Source organism: Halopiger djelfimassiliensis, from assembly GCF_000455365.1.
GTDB classification, from domain to species: Archaea; Halobacteriota; Halobacteria; order Halobacteriales; family Natrialbaceae; genus Halopiger_B; species Halopiger_B djelfimassiliensis.
Window position 1 is genome coordinate 162,690 of record NZ_HG315684.1, and the last position, 18,476, is coordinate 181,165.

At 65.9% G+C, this 18,476-nt stretch carries 18 protein-coding genes; 5 read left to right on the plus strand and 13 right to left on the minus strand.

All coding sequences use genetic code 11. The features are described from left to right. The first annotated feature begins 6 nt into the window (after positions 1-6). Entirely contained in the window at positions 7-1,374 is a 1,368-nt protein-coding gene (locus TX80_RS00870) for a hypothetical protein (protein WP_049920962.1), read from the plus strand. A 73-nt stretch (positions 1,375-1,447) separates the two neighbouring features. Here TX80_RS00870 and TX80_RS00875 read toward each other — a convergent pair whose 3' ends face one another. The 4 genes from TX80_RS00875 to TX80_RS00890 all read right to left on the minus strand — a co-directional run bounded on the left by TX80_RS00875 (position 1,448) and on the right by TX80_RS00890 (position 4,630). After that, positions 1,448-1,777 carry a transcription factor S gene (locus tag TX80_RS00875; protein ID WP_049920964.1) on the minus strand — a complete coding sequence of 110 codons (330 nt, stop codon included), beginning with the start codon at positions 1,775-1,777 and terminating at the stop codon, positions 1,448-1,450. A 73-nt stretch (positions 1,778-1,850) separates the two neighbouring features. After that, positions 1,851-3,005, minus strand: a complete 1,155-nt coding sequence (locus TX80_RS00880; RefSeq protein ID WP_049922140.1) for an ABC transporter substrate-binding protein — start codon at positions 3,003-3,005, stop codon at positions 1,851-1,853. A 151-nt stretch (positions 3,006-3,156) separates the two neighbouring features. Beyond that, positions 3,157-4,143 (minus strand): beta-ribofuranosylaminobenzene 5'-phosphate synthase family protein, encoded by a 987-nt coding sequence (locus TX80_RS00885; RefSeq protein WP_049920965.1) that lies wholly within the window; start codon positions 4,141-4,143, stop codon positions 3,157-3,159. A gap of 160 nt (positions 4,144-4,303) precedes the next feature. Beyond that, positions 4,304-4,630, minus strand: coding sequence for a hypothetical protein (locus TX80_RS00890; RefSeq protein ID WP_049920967.1), 327 nt, complete (start codon positions 4,628-4,630; stop codon positions 4,304-4,306). Positions 4,631-4,848: 218 nt separating this feature from the next. Here TX80_RS00890 and ilvD point away from each other — a divergent pair, with 218 nt between their 5' ends. Both ilvD and TX80_RS19225 read left to right on the plus strand, forming a co-directional pair. Further along, entirely contained in the window at positions 4,849-6,591 is a 1,743-nt protein-coding gene (gene ilvD / locus TX80_RS00895; RefSeq protein WP_049920968.1) for a dihydroxy-acid dehydratase, read from the plus strand. Between the two features lie 74 nt (positions 6,592-6,665). Beyond that, positions 6,666-6,821, plus strand: a complete 156-nt coding sequence (locus tag TX80_RS19225) for a hypothetical protein (protein ID WP_195893008.1) — start codon at positions 6,666-6,668, stop codon at positions 6,819-6,821. A gap of 57 nt (positions 6,822-6,878) precedes the next feature. Here TX80_RS19225 and TX80_RS00900 read toward each other — a convergent pair whose 3' ends face one another. Continuing rightward, positions 6,879-7,310, minus strand: a complete 432-nt coding sequence (locus tag TX80_RS00900; RefSeq protein ID WP_049920970.1) for an adenylyltransferase/cytidyltransferase family protein — start codon at positions 7,308-7,310, stop codon at positions 6,879-6,881. Positions 7,311-7,449: 139 nt separating this feature from the next. Next, a complete protein-coding gene (locus TX80_RS00905) occupies positions 7,450-7,947 on the minus strand; it encodes a Mov34/MPN/PAD-1 family protein (RefSeq protein WP_049920971.1) in 498 nt (165 codons plus the stop codon). A gap of 233 nt (positions 7,948-8,180) precedes the next feature. Here TX80_RS00905 and TX80_RS00910 point away from each other — a divergent pair, with 233 nt between their 5' ends. After that, on the plus strand, positions 8,181-10,085 hold the full coding sequence (locus TX80_RS00910) for a DHH family phosphoesterase (RefSeq protein ID WP_049920972.1): 1,905 nt from the start codon (positions 8,181-8,183) through the stop codon (positions 10,083-10,085). Between the two features lie 202 nt (positions 10,086-10,287). Here TX80_RS00910 and TX80_RS19910 read toward each other — a convergent pair whose 3' ends face one another. The 7 genes from TX80_RS19910 to TX80_RS00940 all read right to left on the minus strand — a co-directional run bounded on the left by TX80_RS19910 (position 10,288) and on the right by TX80_RS00940 (position 16,541). Next, entirely contained in the window at positions 10,288-10,422 is a 135-nt protein-coding gene (locus TX80_RS19910; protein WP_268258126.1) for a hypothetical protein, read from the minus strand. A 126-nt stretch (positions 10,423-10,548) separates the two neighbouring features. Continuing rightward, the gene (locus tag TX80_RS00915; RefSeq protein WP_049920973.1) at positions 10,549-10,872 is read right to left on the minus strand and encodes a hypothetical protein; all 324 of its coding nucleotides are present in this window, start codon (positions 10,870-10,872) and stop codon (positions 10,549-10,551) included. Positions 10,873-10,947: 75 nt separating this feature from the next. Then, positions 10,948-11,694 carry a tRNA-dihydrouridine synthase gene (locus tag TX80_RS00920; RefSeq protein WP_049920974.1) on the minus strand — a complete coding sequence of 249 codons (747 nt, stop codon included), beginning with the start codon at positions 11,692-11,694 and terminating at the stop codon, positions 10,948-10,950. 2 nt (positions 11,695-11,696) lie between these two features. Next, entirely contained in the window at positions 11,697-12,689 is a 993-nt protein-coding gene (gene cofD / locus TX80_RS00925; protein ID WP_049920975.1) for a 2-phospho-L-lactate transferase, read from the minus strand. Positions 12,690-12,764: 75 nt separating this feature from the next. Next, the gene (locus TX80_RS00930) at positions 12,765-14,255 is read right to left on the minus strand and encodes an MATE family efflux transporter (protein ID WP_049920977.1); all 1,491 of its coding nucleotides are present in this window, start codon (positions 14,253-14,255) and stop codon (positions 12,765-12,767) included. Next, positions 14,252-14,827, minus strand: a complete 576-nt coding sequence (locus TX80_RS00935) for a TetR/AcrR family transcriptional regulator (RefSeq protein ID WP_049922141.1) — start codon at positions 14,825-14,827, stop codon at positions 14,252-14,254. The genes TX80_RS00930 and TX80_RS00935 overlap by 4 nt, the downstream gene beginning before the upstream one ends. Before the next feature lie 163 nt (positions 14,828-14,990). Further along, positions 14,991-16,541, minus strand: a complete 1,551-nt coding sequence (locus tag TX80_RS00940) for a hypothetical protein (RefSeq protein ID WP_049920978.1) — start codon at positions 16,539-16,541, stop codon at positions 14,991-14,993. Between the two features lie 146 nt (positions 16,542-16,687). Between TX80_RS00940 and ligA the strand changes: the two genes are divergently transcribed. Then, positions 16,688-18,415, plus strand: coding sequence for an ATP-dependent DNA ligase LigA (ligA, locus tag TX80_RS00945; RefSeq protein WP_049920980.1), 1,728 nt, complete (start codon positions 16,688-16,690; stop codon positions 18,413-18,415). Positions 18,416-18,476 lie beyond the last annotated feature (61 nt).

Genomic DNA, 18,476 nt, shown 5'->3' on the forward strand with positions numbered 1-18,476 from the left:
GCACGTATGGATCCGTTACGAGAGGGAAGCCGGTTGCGGCGCCGGACGTTTCTGATCGGCTCGAGCATCGCCGCCTCGTCGTTTGCGGGCTGTCTCGATAACGACGAGGAGACGAACGAAACGAACGGCGGAAACAGTAACGGCGGCGACGGCGGTGGTGACGGAGACGACGGTGAATCCGACGACGGCGAGTCCGGCGACACGACGGCACCGGAGCCGGACTTTACCGTCGGACCGAGCGACGAGGCCGACTACGAGACGCTTCAGGAGGCGTACGATGCGCTTGCCTCCGGCGACGTGATCGGGCTCGAGCCGGGCGAGTATACCGTCCAACCGACCGTCGAATACGCCGACGACGTCAACGGCGAGGACCTTATCAAGACGTATACGTACGTCGGCGAATCCGCCGAGGAGACGACCATCGCACTCGAGATGCCGGAAGCCACGTCGTTTATCGTCAAGGGACCCCTCCGATTCCTGCCGGACGACGGCGCGCCGGGATTCTGGAACGTGACGCTTGACATCCCGGACGAACTCTCCTACGCTCGAGCCGAAGGCGACTGGAACTTCAACGACGACGACGCGGACGATCACGTGATTGCGGCGAACTACTGTCGCATCAACGGTTCCTTGGGTGGACCGACGGACGCGTACGACAGTACGTTCAACGACGCACTCTCCCACAGAATGAGCGCACGGAACTGCCGGTTCCGCGGCGACGTCGGCGGCGGTCGGCTGGCCGCACGGGACTGTCAGTTCCAGGGACGGGTCACGAGTGCCAACGGCTACATGGTCGATAGTACGATCGAGGGAACCGTCAACCTGAACCACATGACGGCGCTCCGCTGTGAGATGGAACAGGGGATGAACATCACCGGAGACGGGGCAGCCAAACACTGTGTCATCGAGTCCAAACCGGACGACCGACTCGCGATCGACATCAGAAGCGAGTACGAGGCAACCGTTTTCGGATGCGAGATCTACGGAACCGTCAGATCGAACCGGGACGGCTCCTACATCGATCGGTTCGAACGCAACACGTTCGACGTGCCGTCGGGAACCCGGTATATCATCGACGGTGCCCCGGCGACCGAAATCTTCCTGAACGCGTTCATCGGCGGCGACGTTCGGATTACCACGGACACTGGCGACCTCAATTCGTTCCCGTCGAACGAACTCACGCTGTACGATCCCGAACGGGAACTGGGGAACTACTACGCCCAGTGGGAACAGGTTTCGACCGCCGACGAGGGGATCCTCGAGACGCGGACGCTGCCCGGTGACGACGGCGCGATGGACAGGTATCCGCTGGCGAACCCGGATGTCGACGCGTACGCGGAAGCGGCGGCCGAAGAGGAGGAGGAAGACGACTAGGGTCCGTATCGGCCGCGTTCGAGGACCAACCGCTCGTCGCGTCTCCGGAACCACCACTCCCTCTCGAGACCCGTTAGTTGTACTCCCGCCAGCGGTAGCCACACTCGGTGCACTTGAAAAATCGCGTCGGCGGTTCGTCGGCGGATGCCGTCTGTTTGATCGTGTACCACGCCTCTTCGGTGCCACACTCGTCACAGACGACGTCCGTCGCCTTGGGCTTGCCCTCGAAGTTCGCCTCGTCGCTCGACTCGATCACGTCGTCGTCGGTCTGGGACTCGGTCGTGACGAACTCGTCCTCGCGGTCGCGGTCGCGTTCGCTCGAGGCACCACACGTCTCGTTCGTACAGACCATGCGGTCGCCGTCGGCTTTCATCATCGAGCCGCAATCGTCGCAAAACTGCATGCCAGCGTGTACGTCCTCGGAGCGCAAAAACGCTCCTGTCGAACCGGGTTCGGTTCCTTCGGCCGGATCGTCGTCAGTAGTTCCCGGGGTCGGGAGCGACGATGTCCGCGACCCGCTGTCGGTCGAACAGCCGTTCGCCCTCGGGAATCCCGGGATACGGCGATCCGTCTTCGTATCCGGGCCACTCGCCGAACCGATCGGGATAGAGCTGCTTTGCGGTCATCTCGAGTTGGAAGTGGTTCGCCAGCGGCCCCTGGCCCCGTGCTCCCTGCGTGTACACTCGCCCGTTTTTCACCGCTGAGATCTCCCGTGTGACCGAGTTGCTTTCCAACCGTTCCCTGATGGCTTCGATGGCGTGAGTCTCGGACATCGGGCCGAGTACGAGCAGCACGTCCGGATCGGCTTCCAGCAGCATTTCGTAATCTAGCTCGATGTTCTCGCTGTCTCCGTATCCGGCATCGGCGAGGGCATCGGTGGCCCCCAACGGACGGGTGTGGGCGGCGTAATATCCCGGATGATTCATCTTGTACCCCCACATCCTGTCGTCGGAACTCGAGAACAGCACCATTGCCGCGGTCGGCCGTTCGCTCTTCGGCGGGAGGTTCTCGTCGATGATGGCTAATACCGAACTGTGGACCGTTTTGAGCGCCTCGTACCGCTTTTCTTCCCGAAAAACCGCCGCGACGTTCTCGAAGATTTCCCAGAGCGTGTAATATTCGTACTCGTCGGCCCACTCTGCGGGCGGCTGCTGGTGGATGGCGCTGAAGGTGTTCCCGAACCACGGTCCGACGGTCCGTTCGATCTCTTCGATGTCGTCGGCGTCCATTCCCTGAGCCGTGGCGACCTTGGCCGGATCGGCGAGATGGACGTCGCTATCCAGCTCGTACAGCTTCTCCTTCGCGGGAGGCCACGAGGAGTACAGTCCCTCCCAATCCACGGAGACGCCGTCGAGGTGATGCGTGAACTTGCGCCAGAGCGACTGATAGTACTCCGGCGCGTGCAACGCGTTGAGAGCGTCACCACGCCCGAGCGCGAGCGCCATATCGGCGTGGTGGGGCAGTATCGTGAACACGTCCTCGGGCACCGAATCGAACTCGACTTCGCCTACCGGTGCCATCGTCACCGAATACCTGTCGTCCGTCGACGTGTCCGACGGAGGCCCTGCACTTTCACTATCCAAACAGCCCGCGAGTACCCCTCCGCTGACGACCGTGACGCCGTGTTTGATCGCGACTCGTCGGGTCGATCCGTTGTACGTAGCGAGTGCCACGTTTTTAGGTCAGCCTAAATTAATGAAAGCGTTTCGAAAATGCCCGTTCCCAGTCGTGGGTCGCCGTCGTTCGTCCGACCGGGGCGGAAACGCCGTCGAAGGGGGTGTTTCACTCCCGTTCGGGTGCGGTCCGAACGGTAGCGCCCGACGTCGCTGCTCCCGCGAGGACGACCGTTCCGTCGAGTCCGCGTTCTTCGAGGGCTATCTCGGCCGCGGCCGCGGCCTCGTCGGCGTGGTCGCGGTCCGTCACCCCGTAGACGACCGGTCCCCACGACGACTGGCCGACGCCCGAAAGGACCGGACAGTCCGCAAGCGACTCCACGAGCGCGCCGGCCGGCGGCCGAAAGACGCCCCCCTGCGCGTCGGCGTACCACGCGCCGTTCTTGCGTCCGATTGCGGCGATCGCGTCGCCGAAGGCCTCGAGTCGATCCTCGGCGACCGCCGGTAACAGGTTGCGCGTTACGATACCGGCGATCTCGTCCGCGATCGCGGGATCGGCCCGCTCGACGACTTCGCGCATGCTCTCGTCCTCGTTCTCGCCGCTCCGACCGGGGTCGGCGTCGGGAACGACGACGAGAAACCGCCACGAGTCGGGCAGTTCGTGGCGGGCGACCACCGGCGGAACCGTCCACTCGCCGGCGGCCGGCGGCTCGGTCGTGAACCGGGTCGTCGGATGCCCGGCGTCGACGACGAACCCGCCGCGTTCGAAGGTCGCGACGCCGACGCCGCTGCGACCGCCCCGTCCCATGTCGGGGGCGTACTCGCGAACGCGTGGCTCCCGACCGTGGGCTCGTGCGGTCGCCGCGAGTATCGCAAGCGCCAGTTGGGTCCCGCTGCCGAGGCCGACGTGTCTGGGCAGTCGCCGCTCGAGTCGAACCGCGACTCCGGGAACGTCGAGGACGTCGACGGCCCGCGTCGCGTACTCCCGGACCAGCGGATCGGCGGCGTCGACCTCGGCCGCGGGTTCGGCGGTGACCGAAAGCCGTGGCTCCGTCAGGCCGACGCCGATCCCTCCGTACAGTCGTCTCCGTGCAAGCGAGAGGTTCTGGAACCCGATGTGGAGTCGCGCACCCGCGGTGACGGTCGCCTTCGGCATGTGCGTCACTCCCGTAGGCAGGCTCCGCGGAAGGGGGTTTCGACGCTGGCAACCACTGACGGGAGTTCCGTCACGCGGCGACCGTCGGTTTCGAAGACTGGGCGTCGCTTCGTGATGACTCGTCGGCGGACGGAACAGCGAGAGAAAAGACGGGAGACCGCTACTGCTCGGGAACGTCGTAGTCGACGTGCACGTTCGGCGTGCTCGAGGACTCGGGTGCCGGAACGCCGTTCCAGTCGACGACACGGACGTTCGCCATCTCGCCGGAAAACCGGAACCGCTGGACGCCGACGTCGATCGTTCCTTCGGCGACCTTCTCGGAGACGATCGTCGCCTCGGCGACGGGATCGTCCGCGACCATCTCGATCTCGCCGTCGACGGCGATTTCGAACTGTGAGGGCACCCCTCGCCCGACGATCGTAATCAGGTTCGGGAGCGTGTCGGTTGTCGTGTCTGTTCGGCTGCGTACCGGATCATCGCGTGCCATGCATCGATGACCCGAATACCACGGTATAAGCTTTCTTCCTTCCGGAACAGTAGGGTACTGTGAAATTAAGACCCGGCAAAACGACGCGATTCCTCGCTCGCACGCGTCGGCGAACCACTACCCCCGCCGGCCGCCCGAAGGCGTTCGGTCCACGAGCGGAAGCCGGAACGGTCGGCTGAGAAGGGGTGACTTATGGTCTCCCGCCACAAGGTCCGAGCATGAGCAGCGACGAGTTCGAGTACGGCAAAGACGAGCGGCTACAGAGCCGCGAGGTGACCGAAGGGGCGGAGAAGGCACCCCACCGAGCGATGTTCCGGGCGATGGGGTTCGACGACGAGGACCTCGCCTCGCCGATGATCGGCGTGCCAAACCCGGCGGCGGACATCACGCCGTGTAACGTTCATCTGGACGACGTCGCCGACGCCGCCATCGAGGGGGCCGACGACGCCGGCGGTATGCCCATCGAGTTCGGGACGATCACCATCTCGGACGCCATCTCGATGGGGACCGAGGGGATGAAGGCCTCGCTCATCTCGCGTGAGGTCATCGCCGACAGCGTCGAACTCGTTAGCTTCGGCGAACGGATGGACGGGCTCGTCACCGTCGCCGGCTGTGACAAGAACCTGCCCGGCATGATGATGGCCGCGATCCGGACCGACCTCCCCTCGGTCTTCCTCTATGGCGGCTCGATCATGCCCGGCGAGCACGAAGGACGGGACGTCACCATCGTTCAGGTCTTCGAGGGCGTCGGCGCGTACGGCACCGGCGAGATGGACGCCGACGAACTCGACGACCTCGAGCGAAACGCCTGTCCCGGCGCGGGCTCGTGTGGCGGAATGTACACCGCGAACACGATGGCGTCGATCTCGGAAGCGCTCGGGATGGCTCCGCTGGGCAGTGCATCGCCCCCGGCGGAGGACGAGGAGCGCTACGAGGTCGCGCGGCGGGCCGGCGAACTCGCCGTCGAGGTCGTCGAGGCGGACCGCCGTCCATCGGACATCCTCTCCCGGAAATCCTTCGAGAACGCGATCGCGCTCCAGACCGCCGTCGGCGGCTCGACCAACGGCGTGCTCCATCTCCTCGCGCTCGCACGCGAAGCCGACATCGATCTCGAGATCGAGGACTTCGACGACATCTCGAAGCGGACGCCGAAGATCGCCGACCTCCAGCCGGGCGGCGAGCGCGTGATGAACGACCTCCACGAGGTCGGCGGCGTGCCGATCGTCATCCGTCGCCTGCTTGAGGCCGATCTCTTCCACGGCGACGCGATGACCGTGACCGGACGGACGATCGAGGAGGAACTCGCACTGCTCGAAGAGCAGGGACTGCCGGCCGACGACGAGATCGAGGCGGACTTCCTCTATCCCGTCGACGAACCCAAGGAGGAAGAGGGCGCGATCAAGATCCTCACCGGCAACCTCGCGCCAGACGGCGCGGTGCTCAAGGTTACCGGCGACGACGAGTTCTACCACCAGGGACCGGCCCGGGTCTTCGAGAACGAGGAGGACGCCATGGCCTACGTGCAGGAGGGCCACATCGAGAGCGGCGACGTGATCGTCATCCGCAACGAAGGACCGAAGGGTGGCCCCGGAATGCGCGAAATGCTCGGCGTCACCGCCGCCGTCGTCGGCGCGGGCCACGAGGACGACGTCGCGCTCATCACCGACGGGCGGTTCTCCGGGGGCACCCGCGGGCCGATGATCGGCCACGTCGCCCCGGAAGCGTTCGTCGGTGGCCCGATCGGCCTGCTCGAGGACGGCGACGAGATCACCGTCGACATTCCCGAACGGACCCTCGAGGTCGACGTCAGCGACGCGGAGTTCGAGACGCGACGCGAGGAGTGGGATCGTCCCGAACCGGCCTACGAGGGCGGCGTGCTGGCCAAGTTCGGCCGCGACTTCGGCTCCGCGGCACACGGGGCGGTGACCAACCCCGGCGTGAAACGCGACGGAAAACGCTAACCGAACGAGCGCGACAGCCCCTTCGATTTCCTGCACGAGTCTTTCCCGCCGGTATCACCGAGCTAGAACAACGAATGTGTCACTACTGTCTCGACTGTGGCTGGCGGCTCAGCACGTCCGACGGCTACACCGATACCGAGGTTTCGGAGCGAGCGATCGATCACTTCGTCGAGACGGGACACACCGTCGAGTCGGTGTGGCTACCGCCGCCGGTCGTCGCGAACCACTGACCGACATCGCCCGCGCGTCGCTGCCCGTCGCCCGTGGGATCGCCGCTGTTCCGACGCTCACCCGCGGCGCTCGAGCACGCGATCGATGATCAGCCGGGTCGACAGGAGTTCGTCCTCGGATTCGGGTTCGCGGGCGCTCGCTCGCTCGACGGCGCAGTCGATCCCGCGGCGCTCGAGTTCGGCCTCGAGTTCGGCCTCGTCGTGGTGTTGGTCGTGTCCCAGCGCGATCACGTCGGGATCGATCTCCTCGATCGGCACGAAGATATCGGATTCGTGGCCGAGTATCGCCTCGTCGACGGCCTCGAGCGCGCCGACGACGTCCCGTCGCTGGGTCGCCGGGCAGATGGGTGCCGCCTTGTGATCGACGTTCGTCCGGCGGGCGACGATGACGTACAGTGTATCGCCCATCGCGGCGGCTTCTTCCAGATAGTGGACGTGGCCGGGATGGAGAATGTCGAACGTCCCCTGTGCGATGACGGTTCGTGTCATGGCGTCGGCTCCTCCGTGCTCGCGTTCGGCGTCGAAAACACCGGTCCGGTCGCGGGCGAACGGTCCGGCCGTCGCCCGACCGAAACCGTCCGGAGTCCGTCTCGATGCGTCTCGAACGTTCCGTGGGTCGCTGTCGTGGTCATCCTCGCAACTCCTCGTCGATGTCCGCCTGCGTGAAATCGAAGAACTCCTCGGTCTCGGGGAGTTCGACGTCGATGACGTTCAGGGTCGTCGGATCCCCCTGCGAGTCGAAGGCCTTCCAGTCGGTCCGGCGGTACGGCGCGCCGATGATGATGTGGACGCTGCCGCGACCGAACGTTTCTAGGTCCGCGCTGCTCGGACTGATCACGCCGTTCGGGTGGGAGTGGACGCTCCCAAGCGCCTTCACGTCGTTTGGAATCTGGTTCGTCTTGACCGTCGCGCTGACGCTGTTTGACTCCGTACCCGGGATCACCAGCACGTCCGTGATAACCAGCCCATCCCGGTCGAGTCCCAGCCGGTCCGCCTCGGTTCCCCGGAGAAACCCCATATACTCGTTGGGATGGGACGCCTCCGAGGACTCGAGGGCGAACTCGAGTGTCTCCTCGGCGATGCCGAGGATCTCGTTCGAGCGAAACAGCGCGTCGAGCAGCCCCATATCACGTCCTGCGGGCTTGCGGTTGCTAAACGTTCCGATGGCCGGTTACGGCCGGTTTCGACGCCCAACGGTTGGTATTCACTAGCAAACTCTTGTCGGAACCGCGGTGTTCGTCGCGTTCGGGACGCCCCCGATCGACCCGCGGGGGTCCCGTTCCGTACGGGGTGCCAACGGAACCGGCCATCGCTTCTTGACAAGGGTTATACGCGGGCATCTCCAAACGATAGACCAAGATGACACGTGAGTCCGCCGGGGAACCCGGCGCAGACGACGGGGATTCCGTCGTGTACGATCTCGCTCCCGATTGTACCGCAGAGGATATCGAACAGGACCGGCCGTACCTCGCCGAAATCAACGGTATCGTCGATTACGGCGTCTTCGTCGACCTCTCCGACTCCGTCTCCGGTCTCGTTCACGAATCCGTCCTCGAGGGCACCTACGCCGTCGGCGACGAACTCGTCGTCGAACTCGAGACCGTCCGCGACAACGGCGACATGGCGTTCGAACCCGTCGACATCGAGGACTACACGCTCGAAAGCGTCTCCCACGACTACGCCCTGACCGGCACCGATCGGCTCGAGTCGAACGTCGGCGAGCAGATCCACCTCGAAGGCGAGGTCGTTCAGGTCAAACAGACCGGCGGCCCGACGATCTTCCACGTCACCGACGAGTACGGCGTCGTTCCCTGTGCCGCATTCGAGGAGGCCGGGGTCCGCGCCTACCCACAGATCGAGGTCGGCGACGTCGTCCGCGTGACCGGCACGCCCGAGTACCGCGAGAACACGCTCCAGATCGAAGTCGACGGTCTCTCGACGCTCGAGGGCGAAAACGCCGATGACGCCCGCGAGCGCCTCGAGACGGCCCTCGAGTCCCGCGCCGAACCCCACGATGTCGACCCGCTGATCGACTGGCCGGCCTTCGAGAAGCTCCGACCCAACCTCAGGGAGGTCGCGAAACTGCTGCGTCGGACCGTCCTCGAGGGACGGCCCATCCGCGTGCGCCACCACGCCGACGGCGACGGGATGTGCGCCGCCGTCCCCGTCCAGATCGCCTTAGAGCGGTTTATCGCCGAGGTCCACGAGGATGCCGACGCGCCGCGGCATCTCATCAAGCGACTGCCCGCCAAGGCCCCGTTCTACGAAATGGAGGACGCGACCCGGGATCTCAACTTCGCGCTCGAGGATCGCGAGAAGCACGGCCAGCAACTGCCGCTGTTGCTCATGCTCGACAACGGGTCGACGGCCGAGGACGTTCCGGCCTACGAGACGCTTGCCCACTACGACATCCCGATCGCGGTCGTCGATCACCACCATCCCGACCCCGACGCCGTCGAGGACCTGCTCGACGCCCACGTCAATCCCTACCTCCACGACGAGGACTACCGTATCACGACAGGGATGTGCTGTGTGGAACTCGCGCGGATGATCTACCCCGACCTGACGGAGGAACTGCGCCACGTCCCCGCCGTCGCGGGTCTCTCGGACCGCTCGAAGGCCGACGCCATGGACGACTACCTCGAACTCGCCGCCGACGAGGGGTACGACGAAACCCGCCTGCAGGACGTCAGCGAAGCGCTCGACTACGCCGCGTTCTGGCTGCGTTACAACCCCGGCGACCAGCTGATTCAGGACCTGCTCCAGATCGACAGCGACGACGAGCAGCGCCACCGCGAACTCGTCTCCTTTTTCGCCGAGCGCGCCCGCGAGGAGGTCGACGAACAACTGGCGGCCGCCACGCCACACCTCGAGCACGAGGAGTTAGACAACGGCGCTCACCTCTACCGGATCGACGTGGAGAACTACGCTCACCGCTTTACCTATCCCGCGCCGGGCAAGACCACCGGCGAGATCCACGACCGCAAGATCGAGGAAACCGGCGATCCGGTCATCACGGTCGGCTACGGTCCCGATTTCGCCGTGTTGCGCTCCGATGGCGTCCGACTCGACATCCCGCAGATGGTCTCGGAACTCGAGGATGAGGTCCCCGGCGGCGGCGTCTCCGGCGGCGGTCACCTCGTCGTCGGTTCGATCAAGTTCGTCAAGGGCAAACGCGAGGACGTCATCGAGGCCCTCGTCGAGAAGATGGAGGAAGCCGAGATCGACGAGGCGCTCTCGAGTGCGGCACCGATCGACGACTGACCGCTACGGACTCTTTTCGGGTTTCAGTCGGCTTCGGTACCCGCAAGCAGTCGTTTCGCTACCGTGTCGATGGTCACATCGCTCCCGTCGGGGGAGAACTGCAAATAGCAGGCGGGAACCGACTCCGAGCGGCGGAAGAAACGGGAGCGACACACGGACCGAGAGATCGTCGAAGCCAACAACGGAGCCGTCTCAGTGCGCGCTAGTCGGCACCGTGGGCGGGCGTGAACCCGCAGTCGGCGCACGCGAACGATTCGTACCCAAGCGTTCCCGAGCACTCGGGACAGGTGTATTCGAGATCCGATTCGTCGTCGGCCGGTGATTGACTGATAGCCATACCGCTTCACAGCGTCGAGCGCGGATAAGCGCACCTATTAGGCGACTGTAGTTCTCCATTGGTGCTAGAACACATGGGAGAAGCGATCGCACACCCGTCGAAAGCGACGCTGGAGCCGGGGTCCACTCAGAACTGGTAGCGGCGTTCGTCGTCCATCGTCGGATACTGGTCCGCGCCGGTCATCTCCTCGAAGGTCATCCCCGAGAGGTACTCGTCGTAGGTGACGTCGAAACCGGATCGCAGGTGGAAATCGAGGTTCCCCGTCTCCACGCTCGTCTGAAAGAGCATGTGAATCGCCCGACGGACGAGTTCGTCCGTCTCCTCGGGCTCGAGCGCCGTCTCGAGCAACGCGAGTTCGTTCCGGGTCTCGCGGTCGAGCGAGACGGTGAGTTCGTCGCCGAAGTCGGCGTACGATTCCTGAATCTCGTCGGTGAGGTCGTCGAGGCTCATGCCCGGATTCAGGGAGGCCCGTCGAATAGTCCTTTCGTGGTCGTTCGACCGGCGGGCCGAACCGGCCGGTTCGGCTCAGGGGTTTGCCGCGTGTCCGAGCCGTCGCGTCACCGCCTCGTGAACGCGCTCGAGGACGACCGGGTCATCGCTCGGGCGGCCGACGCTGACGGCGTCGGCACCGTACTCGACGTACTCCCGGACGGTTTCGTCGTCGCGGACGCCGTTGTTGGCGATCACGAACAGGGTCGTCGCGTCGACGACATCGGCGACCGCCGACTCGGAGTCCATCGCGTCGACGTGAACGAACGACGCGCCGGCGGCCTCGAGCGTGCGAGCGAGGGCGGGCAGGTCGACGCCGGGAACCTCGGCGCGAACTTTCACGCCGACGGTGGCTCCGGTGTCGGCCGCCCGCTCGACGTACCGGCGGAGCCGGTCGTCGTCCTGCAAGAGGGTCTCGCCGCAGCCGACCGCACACAGTTCGTCCTGTCGGCAGTGGGCGTTGATCTCGAGCAGGGCGTCGTGGTCGCGACAGACGCGCGCTGCCGTTTCGACCGGCTCGACGGTCGCGCTGCGGACGTTAACCGCCGGCCGGAGGGGGGCGGCCGCGAGCGCGGCGAGTTGGCGATCGATAAACGCGATCGGGTCGGCCGGCAGGAACTCGGTGCGTTCGCGTTCGACGAGTTCTCGTGCGGCCGCTCGCGCGTCCTCGTCGATGGCGATTCCGCCGAGGAACGCGGCGCCCGCGTACGTAGAGCCGGCACGAGCCCAGTCGGCGTCGGCCTCGCCGCTGAGACTCGCGAGCGCGAGCGGAGGGGTAAACATGGTCAGCTGACGATGGTGACCGCTTCGTCGATCGCGCGGATCACCCGTTTGGCATCCGCGGGTGAGTCGATCTTGATGTCGGTCTGGATGGTCGGTCGATCGAACTCGACGTCGTCGTTCTCGTCGACGATGTAGGCGTCCGCGAACGGGTAGGCGGTCGCCAGCCCCGCGGTGCTCGGATCCGCGTTGACGGCCTCCATCAGGTCTTCGGCCGGGCCGGAGAAGGCTTCGTCGCCGAGAAACGGCGAGACCGCGACGACCGTCGTCTGGGCGAGCGCGTCGGCGACGCCCGGAAGCGCAAGCATCGGCCCGATGCTCGTAACGGGGTTCGACGGCCCGATGACGACGGTGTCCTCGAGCGCCTCGAGGACGCCGGGTGCGGGCTCGGCCGACGACGAGCCGCGGAACTCGACGTTCTCGACGTCGGGTTCGCCGCGGTGGCCGACCCAGTACTCCTGAAAGTGCATCATTCCGTCGTCGGTGTGGACGAGACTGGCGACGGGGTCGTCGCTCATCGGGAGGAGATCGACGGAGAGTCCGAACGCGTCGGCGAGCCGCTGGGTCACCTCGCTTAGCGTGTACCCCTGATCGAGCAGGCTGGTTCGCGTGATGTGGACGGCCCGGTCACGGTCGCCGATCGTCATGAACTCGGCGACGCCGGAGAACCGACGCCAGTCGGCGAGGTCCCGGCCTGCGGTCTGTCTCTCCTCGGGGAGATACTTCGGCCCCTCGGGGAGTCCAGCGGCCGACGCGATGTCCGAAAGCGCCGCGTTCGTCCGGTGGGTATCCCCGTCGATTCCCCACCACGTCTCGCGGTCGAGGACACCTCCGCCCTGGAACAACAGGGTATCGACGTCCGGCGAAACGAACAGCCCGCCGAGTTCGATGTCGTCGCCGGTGTTGGCGACGATCGTTGTCTCCTCCGGCGAGAACGCGGCCCCAGCGCCGTCTAACAGCTTCGGCGTTCCGGTGCCACCGGAGAGGAAGGTTACCATACTCGACACTCTCGCCCGAGGATACTTAATCACTTGTGGCCAGCCGCGGCCCAACGACCGGCTCCCGGCGACCGATCAGTCGTCGGCACCGACGCTCTCGCCCGAAACCGCACCGGACCGGCCGTCGAGATCCGGATCGGCCCAGGTTCCCCATCGGAACCACGCGTAGGCGATACAGCCGCCGATGAGGGTCGAGATCGTAAACGAGAGCCAGATCCCGGTCGAGCCCATGACGGACGATCCGACCCACGCGAGGGGAAACCGGATCACGCCGAGCGTGAGCACGGAGATCGCCGCCGCGATGAGCGTCTTGCCGGCCCCGCGGAAGCCGCCGCTGTAGGCACGCACAACGCCCATGAACCCGAACGTGAGGGCGGTAAACCGGAGGAACGTCGCCCCTTCGGCGACGACAGCGGGATCGGACGTGAACACGGAGACGATCGGGTCCGCAACGGCGAATACGATCACTCCGAGCCCCGTGAGGGCCACGAACAACACCTTGGCACCGAAGTGGTTCGTCCGCTCGGCGCGATCGAGGTTGCCGGCCCCGATGTTCTGGCCGGTCATCGTCTCGATCCCCTGTGAAAACGCGATCGCGGGGAGGAAGATGACCGAGAACACCCGGGTCCCGATGCCGAACGCCGCGACGACCGTGTCGGGAAACGACGCGATGATGACCAACAACAGATTGATCGAAAGCGCCCGCGCGGTCCCCTCTATCGAGGCCGGCGTCCCGATGTCGACGAACCGTCTGGCGTACTCGAGGTCCGGGCGCAGCTGCTCGAGGCGGATCCGGACGCCGTGGGTGCCACGGAACATGATCGCGAGGCCGACCGCGAACGCGAGCGTTCGCGAAAAGACCGTCGCGATGGCGGCCCCTGCAACGCCGGATCCGGCGTACCCCGTGGAGGCCAACAGCTCGGCTTCCAGTCCGCCAAGTCCCAGATAGCCGAACAGCGGGTTGTTCTCGAACCCGAAGATGAGAAACGGGTCGAGGACGATGTTGAGCACGACCGACCCGAACATCACGAGCATCGGCGTGACGGTGTCGCCGTAGCCCCGCATGAGCGCGAGAAAGACGAGGAAGCCGAAGACGGCGACCAGTCCGAGCGAGTACACTTCCATGTAGGCAGTGACAAGCGGCGCGACGTCGTCGGACGTCCCGAGTACGGCCAGTACGTCCTCGATGAACAGGTAGCCGATGCCTCCGAGGACGACCGACGCGATGATCGAGTACGTGACCGTCTGCGAGGCGGCGTACTCGGCCTCCCGGTCGTTCCCGGCACCGGTGTGCTGGGCGACGAGGACGCTCCCGGCGACCGAGACGCCGAGCGCGAGCGCGATGAGGAAAAACACCATCGGGAACGCGAAACTGATCGCCGCGAGCGCGGTCGTACTGTGCTGGCCGAGCCAGAACGTGTCCGCGAGGTTGTAGGCGACCTGCAGGAGGTTCGTGATGATAAGCGGTATCGAAAGGTACACGAGCGGTTTCGCGATGCCGCCCGTGGTGAGATCGAGCTCCTCCGGCGAGACGAAGATCGTCTCGAGGTGTTCGCGAACGTTCACTCCAGACCGACCTCCGGCGCGGTCGTCGTCTGGAGGTGGTCGTGAACGTACGACTCGAGGGCGGCCCGCGTCCGATCCGTGGAGTGGTCGACCGCGACGTGTCGGGCCTGTGCGCCGTTGAGCACGGTCACGAGGAAATCGGCCGTCTCGTCCGGATCGATCCCCTCCCGGACGAGTCCGCGATCCTGACCCGCCTCGAGCAGCGATCGAAACCGGTCGTGTAACAGTCGATCGAACGCGGCGAGTTCGGTTCGAAACCGCTCGTCGTACGGTCCCTGTGCTTTGATCTCGAGCAGCGCCGTTCGGAACTCGAGCCGGGAATCCTCTTCTTCCGGACCGAGGTAGGTTTCGATCAACGAGAGCAACTGCTCGATCGGCGTCTCCCCCTCGAGCGTCTCGATCCGCTCGGCGAACGACGCGGTGAGATAGTCGAGCAGCGAATAGAGGAGGTCCTGTTTGCTCTCGTAATGGTAGTGAAGGGCGGCTTTACTCTTCGATGATTCATCCGCGATATCCTGCATCCGAAGCGACGCGTACCCGTGCTTGCAAAGCGCCGCGTAGGTCGCATCCATGAGTTCGTCGGTCGTCTCGTTCATGTCTTTGACTGACCGTCCAGTCAGTTCCTGTTCTAACTGACCGGCCAGTCAGGTAAGTATCTTGCGTGGGCACCCGTCACACGAACACGTTCGCGCGGCCGACGGCCGCGGCGGACGAGGCGAACGCCGTGGACGGCCGTCAGTCGCCGATCCAGTCCGCGAAACTCCCCTCGAGCAGCGTCTCCCGCTGGCGGCGCACGTACCGGCGTTGCATGGTCTCGATGGCGTCGGCCAGATCCGAGCCCGCCTCGATCCGGTCCCGAACGAGACTACGTTTCCAGCGGGCCGGCGTCACTCCTTGCCGGACGCGCCGCCGGAGCGGATAGAGGTACTTCGCGGCCTCTTCGTCGGTCAGCCCGCGGCTGGTGAGGCCGTCCTCGGCATGGGCGAGCAGGTCCTCGTACAGCGCGAGGCGGTCGGTCGTCTCCTTGCCGTCGTTCGTGATCCAGCGCAACTCGGCCTCGAGCCCGTCACGCATCGCGGCGTAGAAGTTCTGGCGGGCGAATTGCCAGTCGAGCTCGAGGACGGGATGCTCGAGTCGCGTCAAGCTCTCCATCAGGCCGGCAAACGCCGCGAGAAACGACACGGAGTCCCGGACCGTCGGCTGGGCAGGGATCGGACGGAACTCGATGCGGGCGTTCGCGGCGGACCGGGTCGGTCCGCCGAAGACCGGCCGAACCCACCGCCAGTAGGTCCCGTGTTTGCGCCGGAAGTGTGGGAACCTGTCGTCGAACCGTTCGCCGGGTTCGACGGGCATCGGGACGATCGTCTCGTCGGCGGCGATCCGATCGATCGCTTCCTCGACGGTCTCGAGGTCCTTCGGAAAGCGAACTTTGCCGTCGCCGGTCGAGGGATCGTTCAACACGGTCTCGAAGACGCTGATTCGGTGTTCCATCCAGGCGTCCGCGAGGACTGCCTCCGGCGTCGCGTCGTCGTAACAGTCCGGCGGGAAAAACGGGGAGTTGACACCGAGCGCAAGAAGCGGCCCCGCCACGCGGACCGCGTAGTTGAAGTAGTCGGGTAGATCGGGCGCGTGTGGCACCTGATAGTGGGGCTGGATCGACGTGATGAGACTCTCCGGCATGACGGTGTCGGCCTCCAGCGAGACGTGCGGAGCGTCGATGCACATGCCCGCGGCCCGGGCCCGATCGGTGTTTGCCATCGCGTGGTAGCGCGCCGAGTCGCTCATGTTCGTCGCGACCCGGATCGGCCGTTCCTCACCGTCGGCGCTTACCGTCGTTCGCTCGACGCTGTCGGTGAGGTAGGTCGTCGCGTCCTCGCCTTCGGGCGGAATCGTCCAGAGCCCGTCGCTGACCAGCCGCATCCGTTCGGACTGGGTCACGTCAAGCGCCGTCCGGAGCCTGGCCTTGACCTCCGCCTCCTGTGCGGTCAGCCCGTCGGCGTTCAGCGGCTGCGGGCTCGTCGTCATCTCGGCGTTGTGCAACCCCAGTTCCTTCTCGAAGCCGATCAACTCGAGCAGCCGACGCGGAACCCGCCGGAGCGCACAGTCGTCGGCCTTGACCGCGTAGAACTCGTACTCGAGGCCGACGATCGCCTGCGGATTGTCGAACACGCCGTCCTCGACGGCGTCTTTGATCACCTCGGCGTCCGCCTCGGCCCGCTCGCGGAACCCATCGGCGTCGACCGAAAGTACCTCCGCGACCCGTGCGGCGAGCTCCTCCTCTGGCATACGTCCGTGTGTGCGCTCAACTGCCTTGAAAGGTCGTCCTCGAGTGGACGTCGAACAGCTGTCTCCACCAGAGCACTCCGGCGCTGGCGGCCACCACCCACCGCGTCTCAGAACCGTTTTAGGCACCCCGGCGATACACACCCCCGATGGAGTTCGCCACGTTCGCCGACCGCGCCGGGACGATCGAAGCCGAGCCCGCGGATCTCGAGGTCGTCGCCCACGTCAGGGACCTGCTCGAGGCGGCCGCCGACGGGAGCGGCCGAGCCGCGGACGACGGGGACCCGCGAACCGTCGAGATCGTCGCCCGGTTCGTCCAGGGCCGGGTCTTTCCGGCATGGGACTCGACGACGCTGGATATCGGTCCGACGACGTGTTACGAGGCGATCGCACGCGCGGCGGGTACGAACGTCGACGCCGACGACGTGGAGGACCGCCTCGCTGAGATCGGCGAGATCGGCGACGTGGCTGCGAGTTACGACTTCGGCGGCCAGCAGGGGCTCGGCGCGTTCACCGGCGGTGGCGACTCGGACGCCCTCACGGTCCGCGAGGTCTACGAGACGCTGACGGAGCTTGCAGCGGCCGAAGGGTCGGGCAGCCAGGACCGCAAGATCGACCTCCTCTTCGGGCTCTTCAATCGCTGCTCGAGCGCCGAAGCGAGATACCTCGCCCGACTCGTCCTTTCGGAGATGCGCATCGGCGTCGGCGAGGGAACGGTCAGGGATGCCACCGCCGACGCGTTCGACGTCCCCGTCGAGCACGTCGAGCGCGCGCTGCAGGTCTCGAACGATTACGGCGAGGTCGCCCGCATCGCCGACGAGGCCGGCGTCGACGGACTCGACGCGATGGACCTCGAGATCGGCCGCCCCGTGCAGGCGATGCTCGCCCAGGCGGGCACCGTCACCGACGCGATCGAGGAGTGGGACGCCGCCGCCGTCGAGTGGAAATACGACGGGGCACGGATCCAGTTGCACCACGATCCCACGGCCGACGGCGCGGAGACGCGGGTCTTCTCGCGGAACATGGAGGAGGTTACCGACGCGCTTCCGGAGGTCGTCGAGTTCGCCGCCGAAACGCTCGACGTGCCGACGATCCTCGACGGCGAGGTGGTGGCCGTCGACGAGGCCGGCGACCCGCTCCCGTTTCAGGAGGTCCTCAAGCGGTTCCGGCGAAAACACGACGTCGCGAAAGCCCGCGAGGAGGTCACCGTTCGCCCCGTCTTCTTCGACTGTCTGCACGCTGACGGGGCCGATCTGCTCGGGGAGCCGTTGACGTCCCGACACGAGCGACTCGAGGCGGTCCTGACCGACGCCGCGGACGCCGACCCGGAACCCGTCGAGGGGTTGTCCCTGCTCTGGCTGACCGACGACCCGGACGAGATCGAGTCGATCGACGCCGACGCGCTCGAAGCGGGACACGAGGGGATCATGCTCAAAGATCCCGAGTCGACGTACTCGCCGGGCCGCCGGGGCAAACACTGGCGCAAGCGCAAACCCGACGTCGAAACCCTCGACTGCGTGGTGACCGGTGCCGAGTGGGGCGAAGGCCGGCGGGCGACGTATCTGGGCACCTTCGAGCTGTCAGTCCGCGACGGAGACGAGCTTGAGACCGTCGGCAAGGTTGCAACCGGCATCACCGACGAGAAACTCGCCGAACTGACCGAGTTGCTCGAACCCCACATCGCCGCCGAGGAGGGACAGGCGGTCGAACTCGAGCCGGCGGTCGTCTTCGAGGTCGGCTACGAGGAGATCCAGACCTCGCCGACCTACTCCGCCGGTTATGCCCTGCGGTTCCCGCGGTTTGTGGGGGTCCGCCACGACAAAGCCCCCGCCGACGCCGACACGCTCGAGCGCGTGGAGTCACTTCAGTCGTCCTAACGCGAAGCGCTGAGAGGCGACCCGTCGTCGCCGTCCCGATCCACGATCGAAGACAGGTAAG

Bases quoted from the DNA above. Each gene is read 5' to 3' on its own strand.
- cofD (WP_049920975.1), bottom strand. From the start codon at position 12,689: ATGGTAACCTTCCTCTCCGGTGGCACCGGAACGCCGAAGCTGTTAGAC.
- TX80_RS00905 (WP_049920971.1), bottom strand. From the start codon at position 7,947: ATGGGGCTGCTCGACGCGCTGTTTCGCTCGAACGAGATCCTCGGCATC.
- TX80_RS00870 (WP_049920962.1), top strand. From the start codon at position 7: ATGGATCCGTTACGAGAGGGAAGCCGGTTGCGGCGCCGGACGTTTCTG.
- TX80_RS19910 (WP_268258126.1), bottom strand. From the start codon at position 10,422: ATGGCTATCAGTCAATCACCGGCCGACGACGAATCGGATCTCGAATAC.
- TX80_RS00920 (WP_049920974.1), bottom strand. From the start codon at position 11,694: ATGTTTACCCCTCCGCTCGCGCTCGCGAGTCTCAGCGGCGAGGCCGAC.
- TX80_RS00910 (WP_049920972.1), top strand. From the start codon at position 8,181: ATGACACGTGAGTCCGCCGGGGAACCCGGCGCAGACGACGGGGATTCC.
- TX80_RS00940 (WP_049920978.1), bottom strand. From the start codon at position 16,541: ATGCCAGAGGAGGAGCTCGCCGCACGGGTCGCGGAGGTACTTTCGGTC.
- TX80_RS00915 (WP_049920973.1), bottom strand. From the start codon at position 10,872: ATGAGCCTCGACGACCTCACCGACGAGATTCAGGAATCGTACGCCGAC.
- ligA (WP_049920980.1), top strand. From the start codon at position 16,688: ATGGAGTTCGCCACGTTCGCCGACCGCGCCGGGACGATCGAAGCCGAG.
- TX80_RS00890 (WP_049920967.1), bottom strand. From the start codon at position 4,630: ATGGCACGCGATGATCCGGTACGCAGCCGAACAGACACGACAACCGAC.
- TX80_RS00935 (WP_049922141.1), bottom strand. From the start codon at position 14,827: ATGGATGCGACCTACGCGGCGCTTTGCAAGCACGGGTACGCGTCGCTT.
- ilvD (WP_049920968.1), top strand. From the start codon at position 4,849: ATGAGCAGCGACGAGTTCGAGTACGGCAAAGACGAGCGGCTACAGAGC.
- TX80_RS19225 (WP_195893008.1), top strand. From the start codon at position 6,666: ATGTGTCACTACTGTCTCGACTGTGGCTGGCGGCTCAGCACGTCCGAC.
- TX80_RS00875 (WP_049920964.1), bottom strand. From the start codon at position 1,777: ATGCAGTTTTGCGACGATTGCGGCTCGATGATGAAAGCCGACGGCGAC.
- TX80_RS00885 (WP_049920965.1), bottom strand. From the start codon at position 4,143: ATGCCGAAGGCGACCGTCACCGCGGGTGCGCGACTCCACATCGGGTTC.
- TX80_RS00900 (WP_049920970.1), bottom strand. From the start codon at position 7,310: ATGACACGAACCGTCATCGCACAGGGGACGTTCGACATTCTCCATCCC.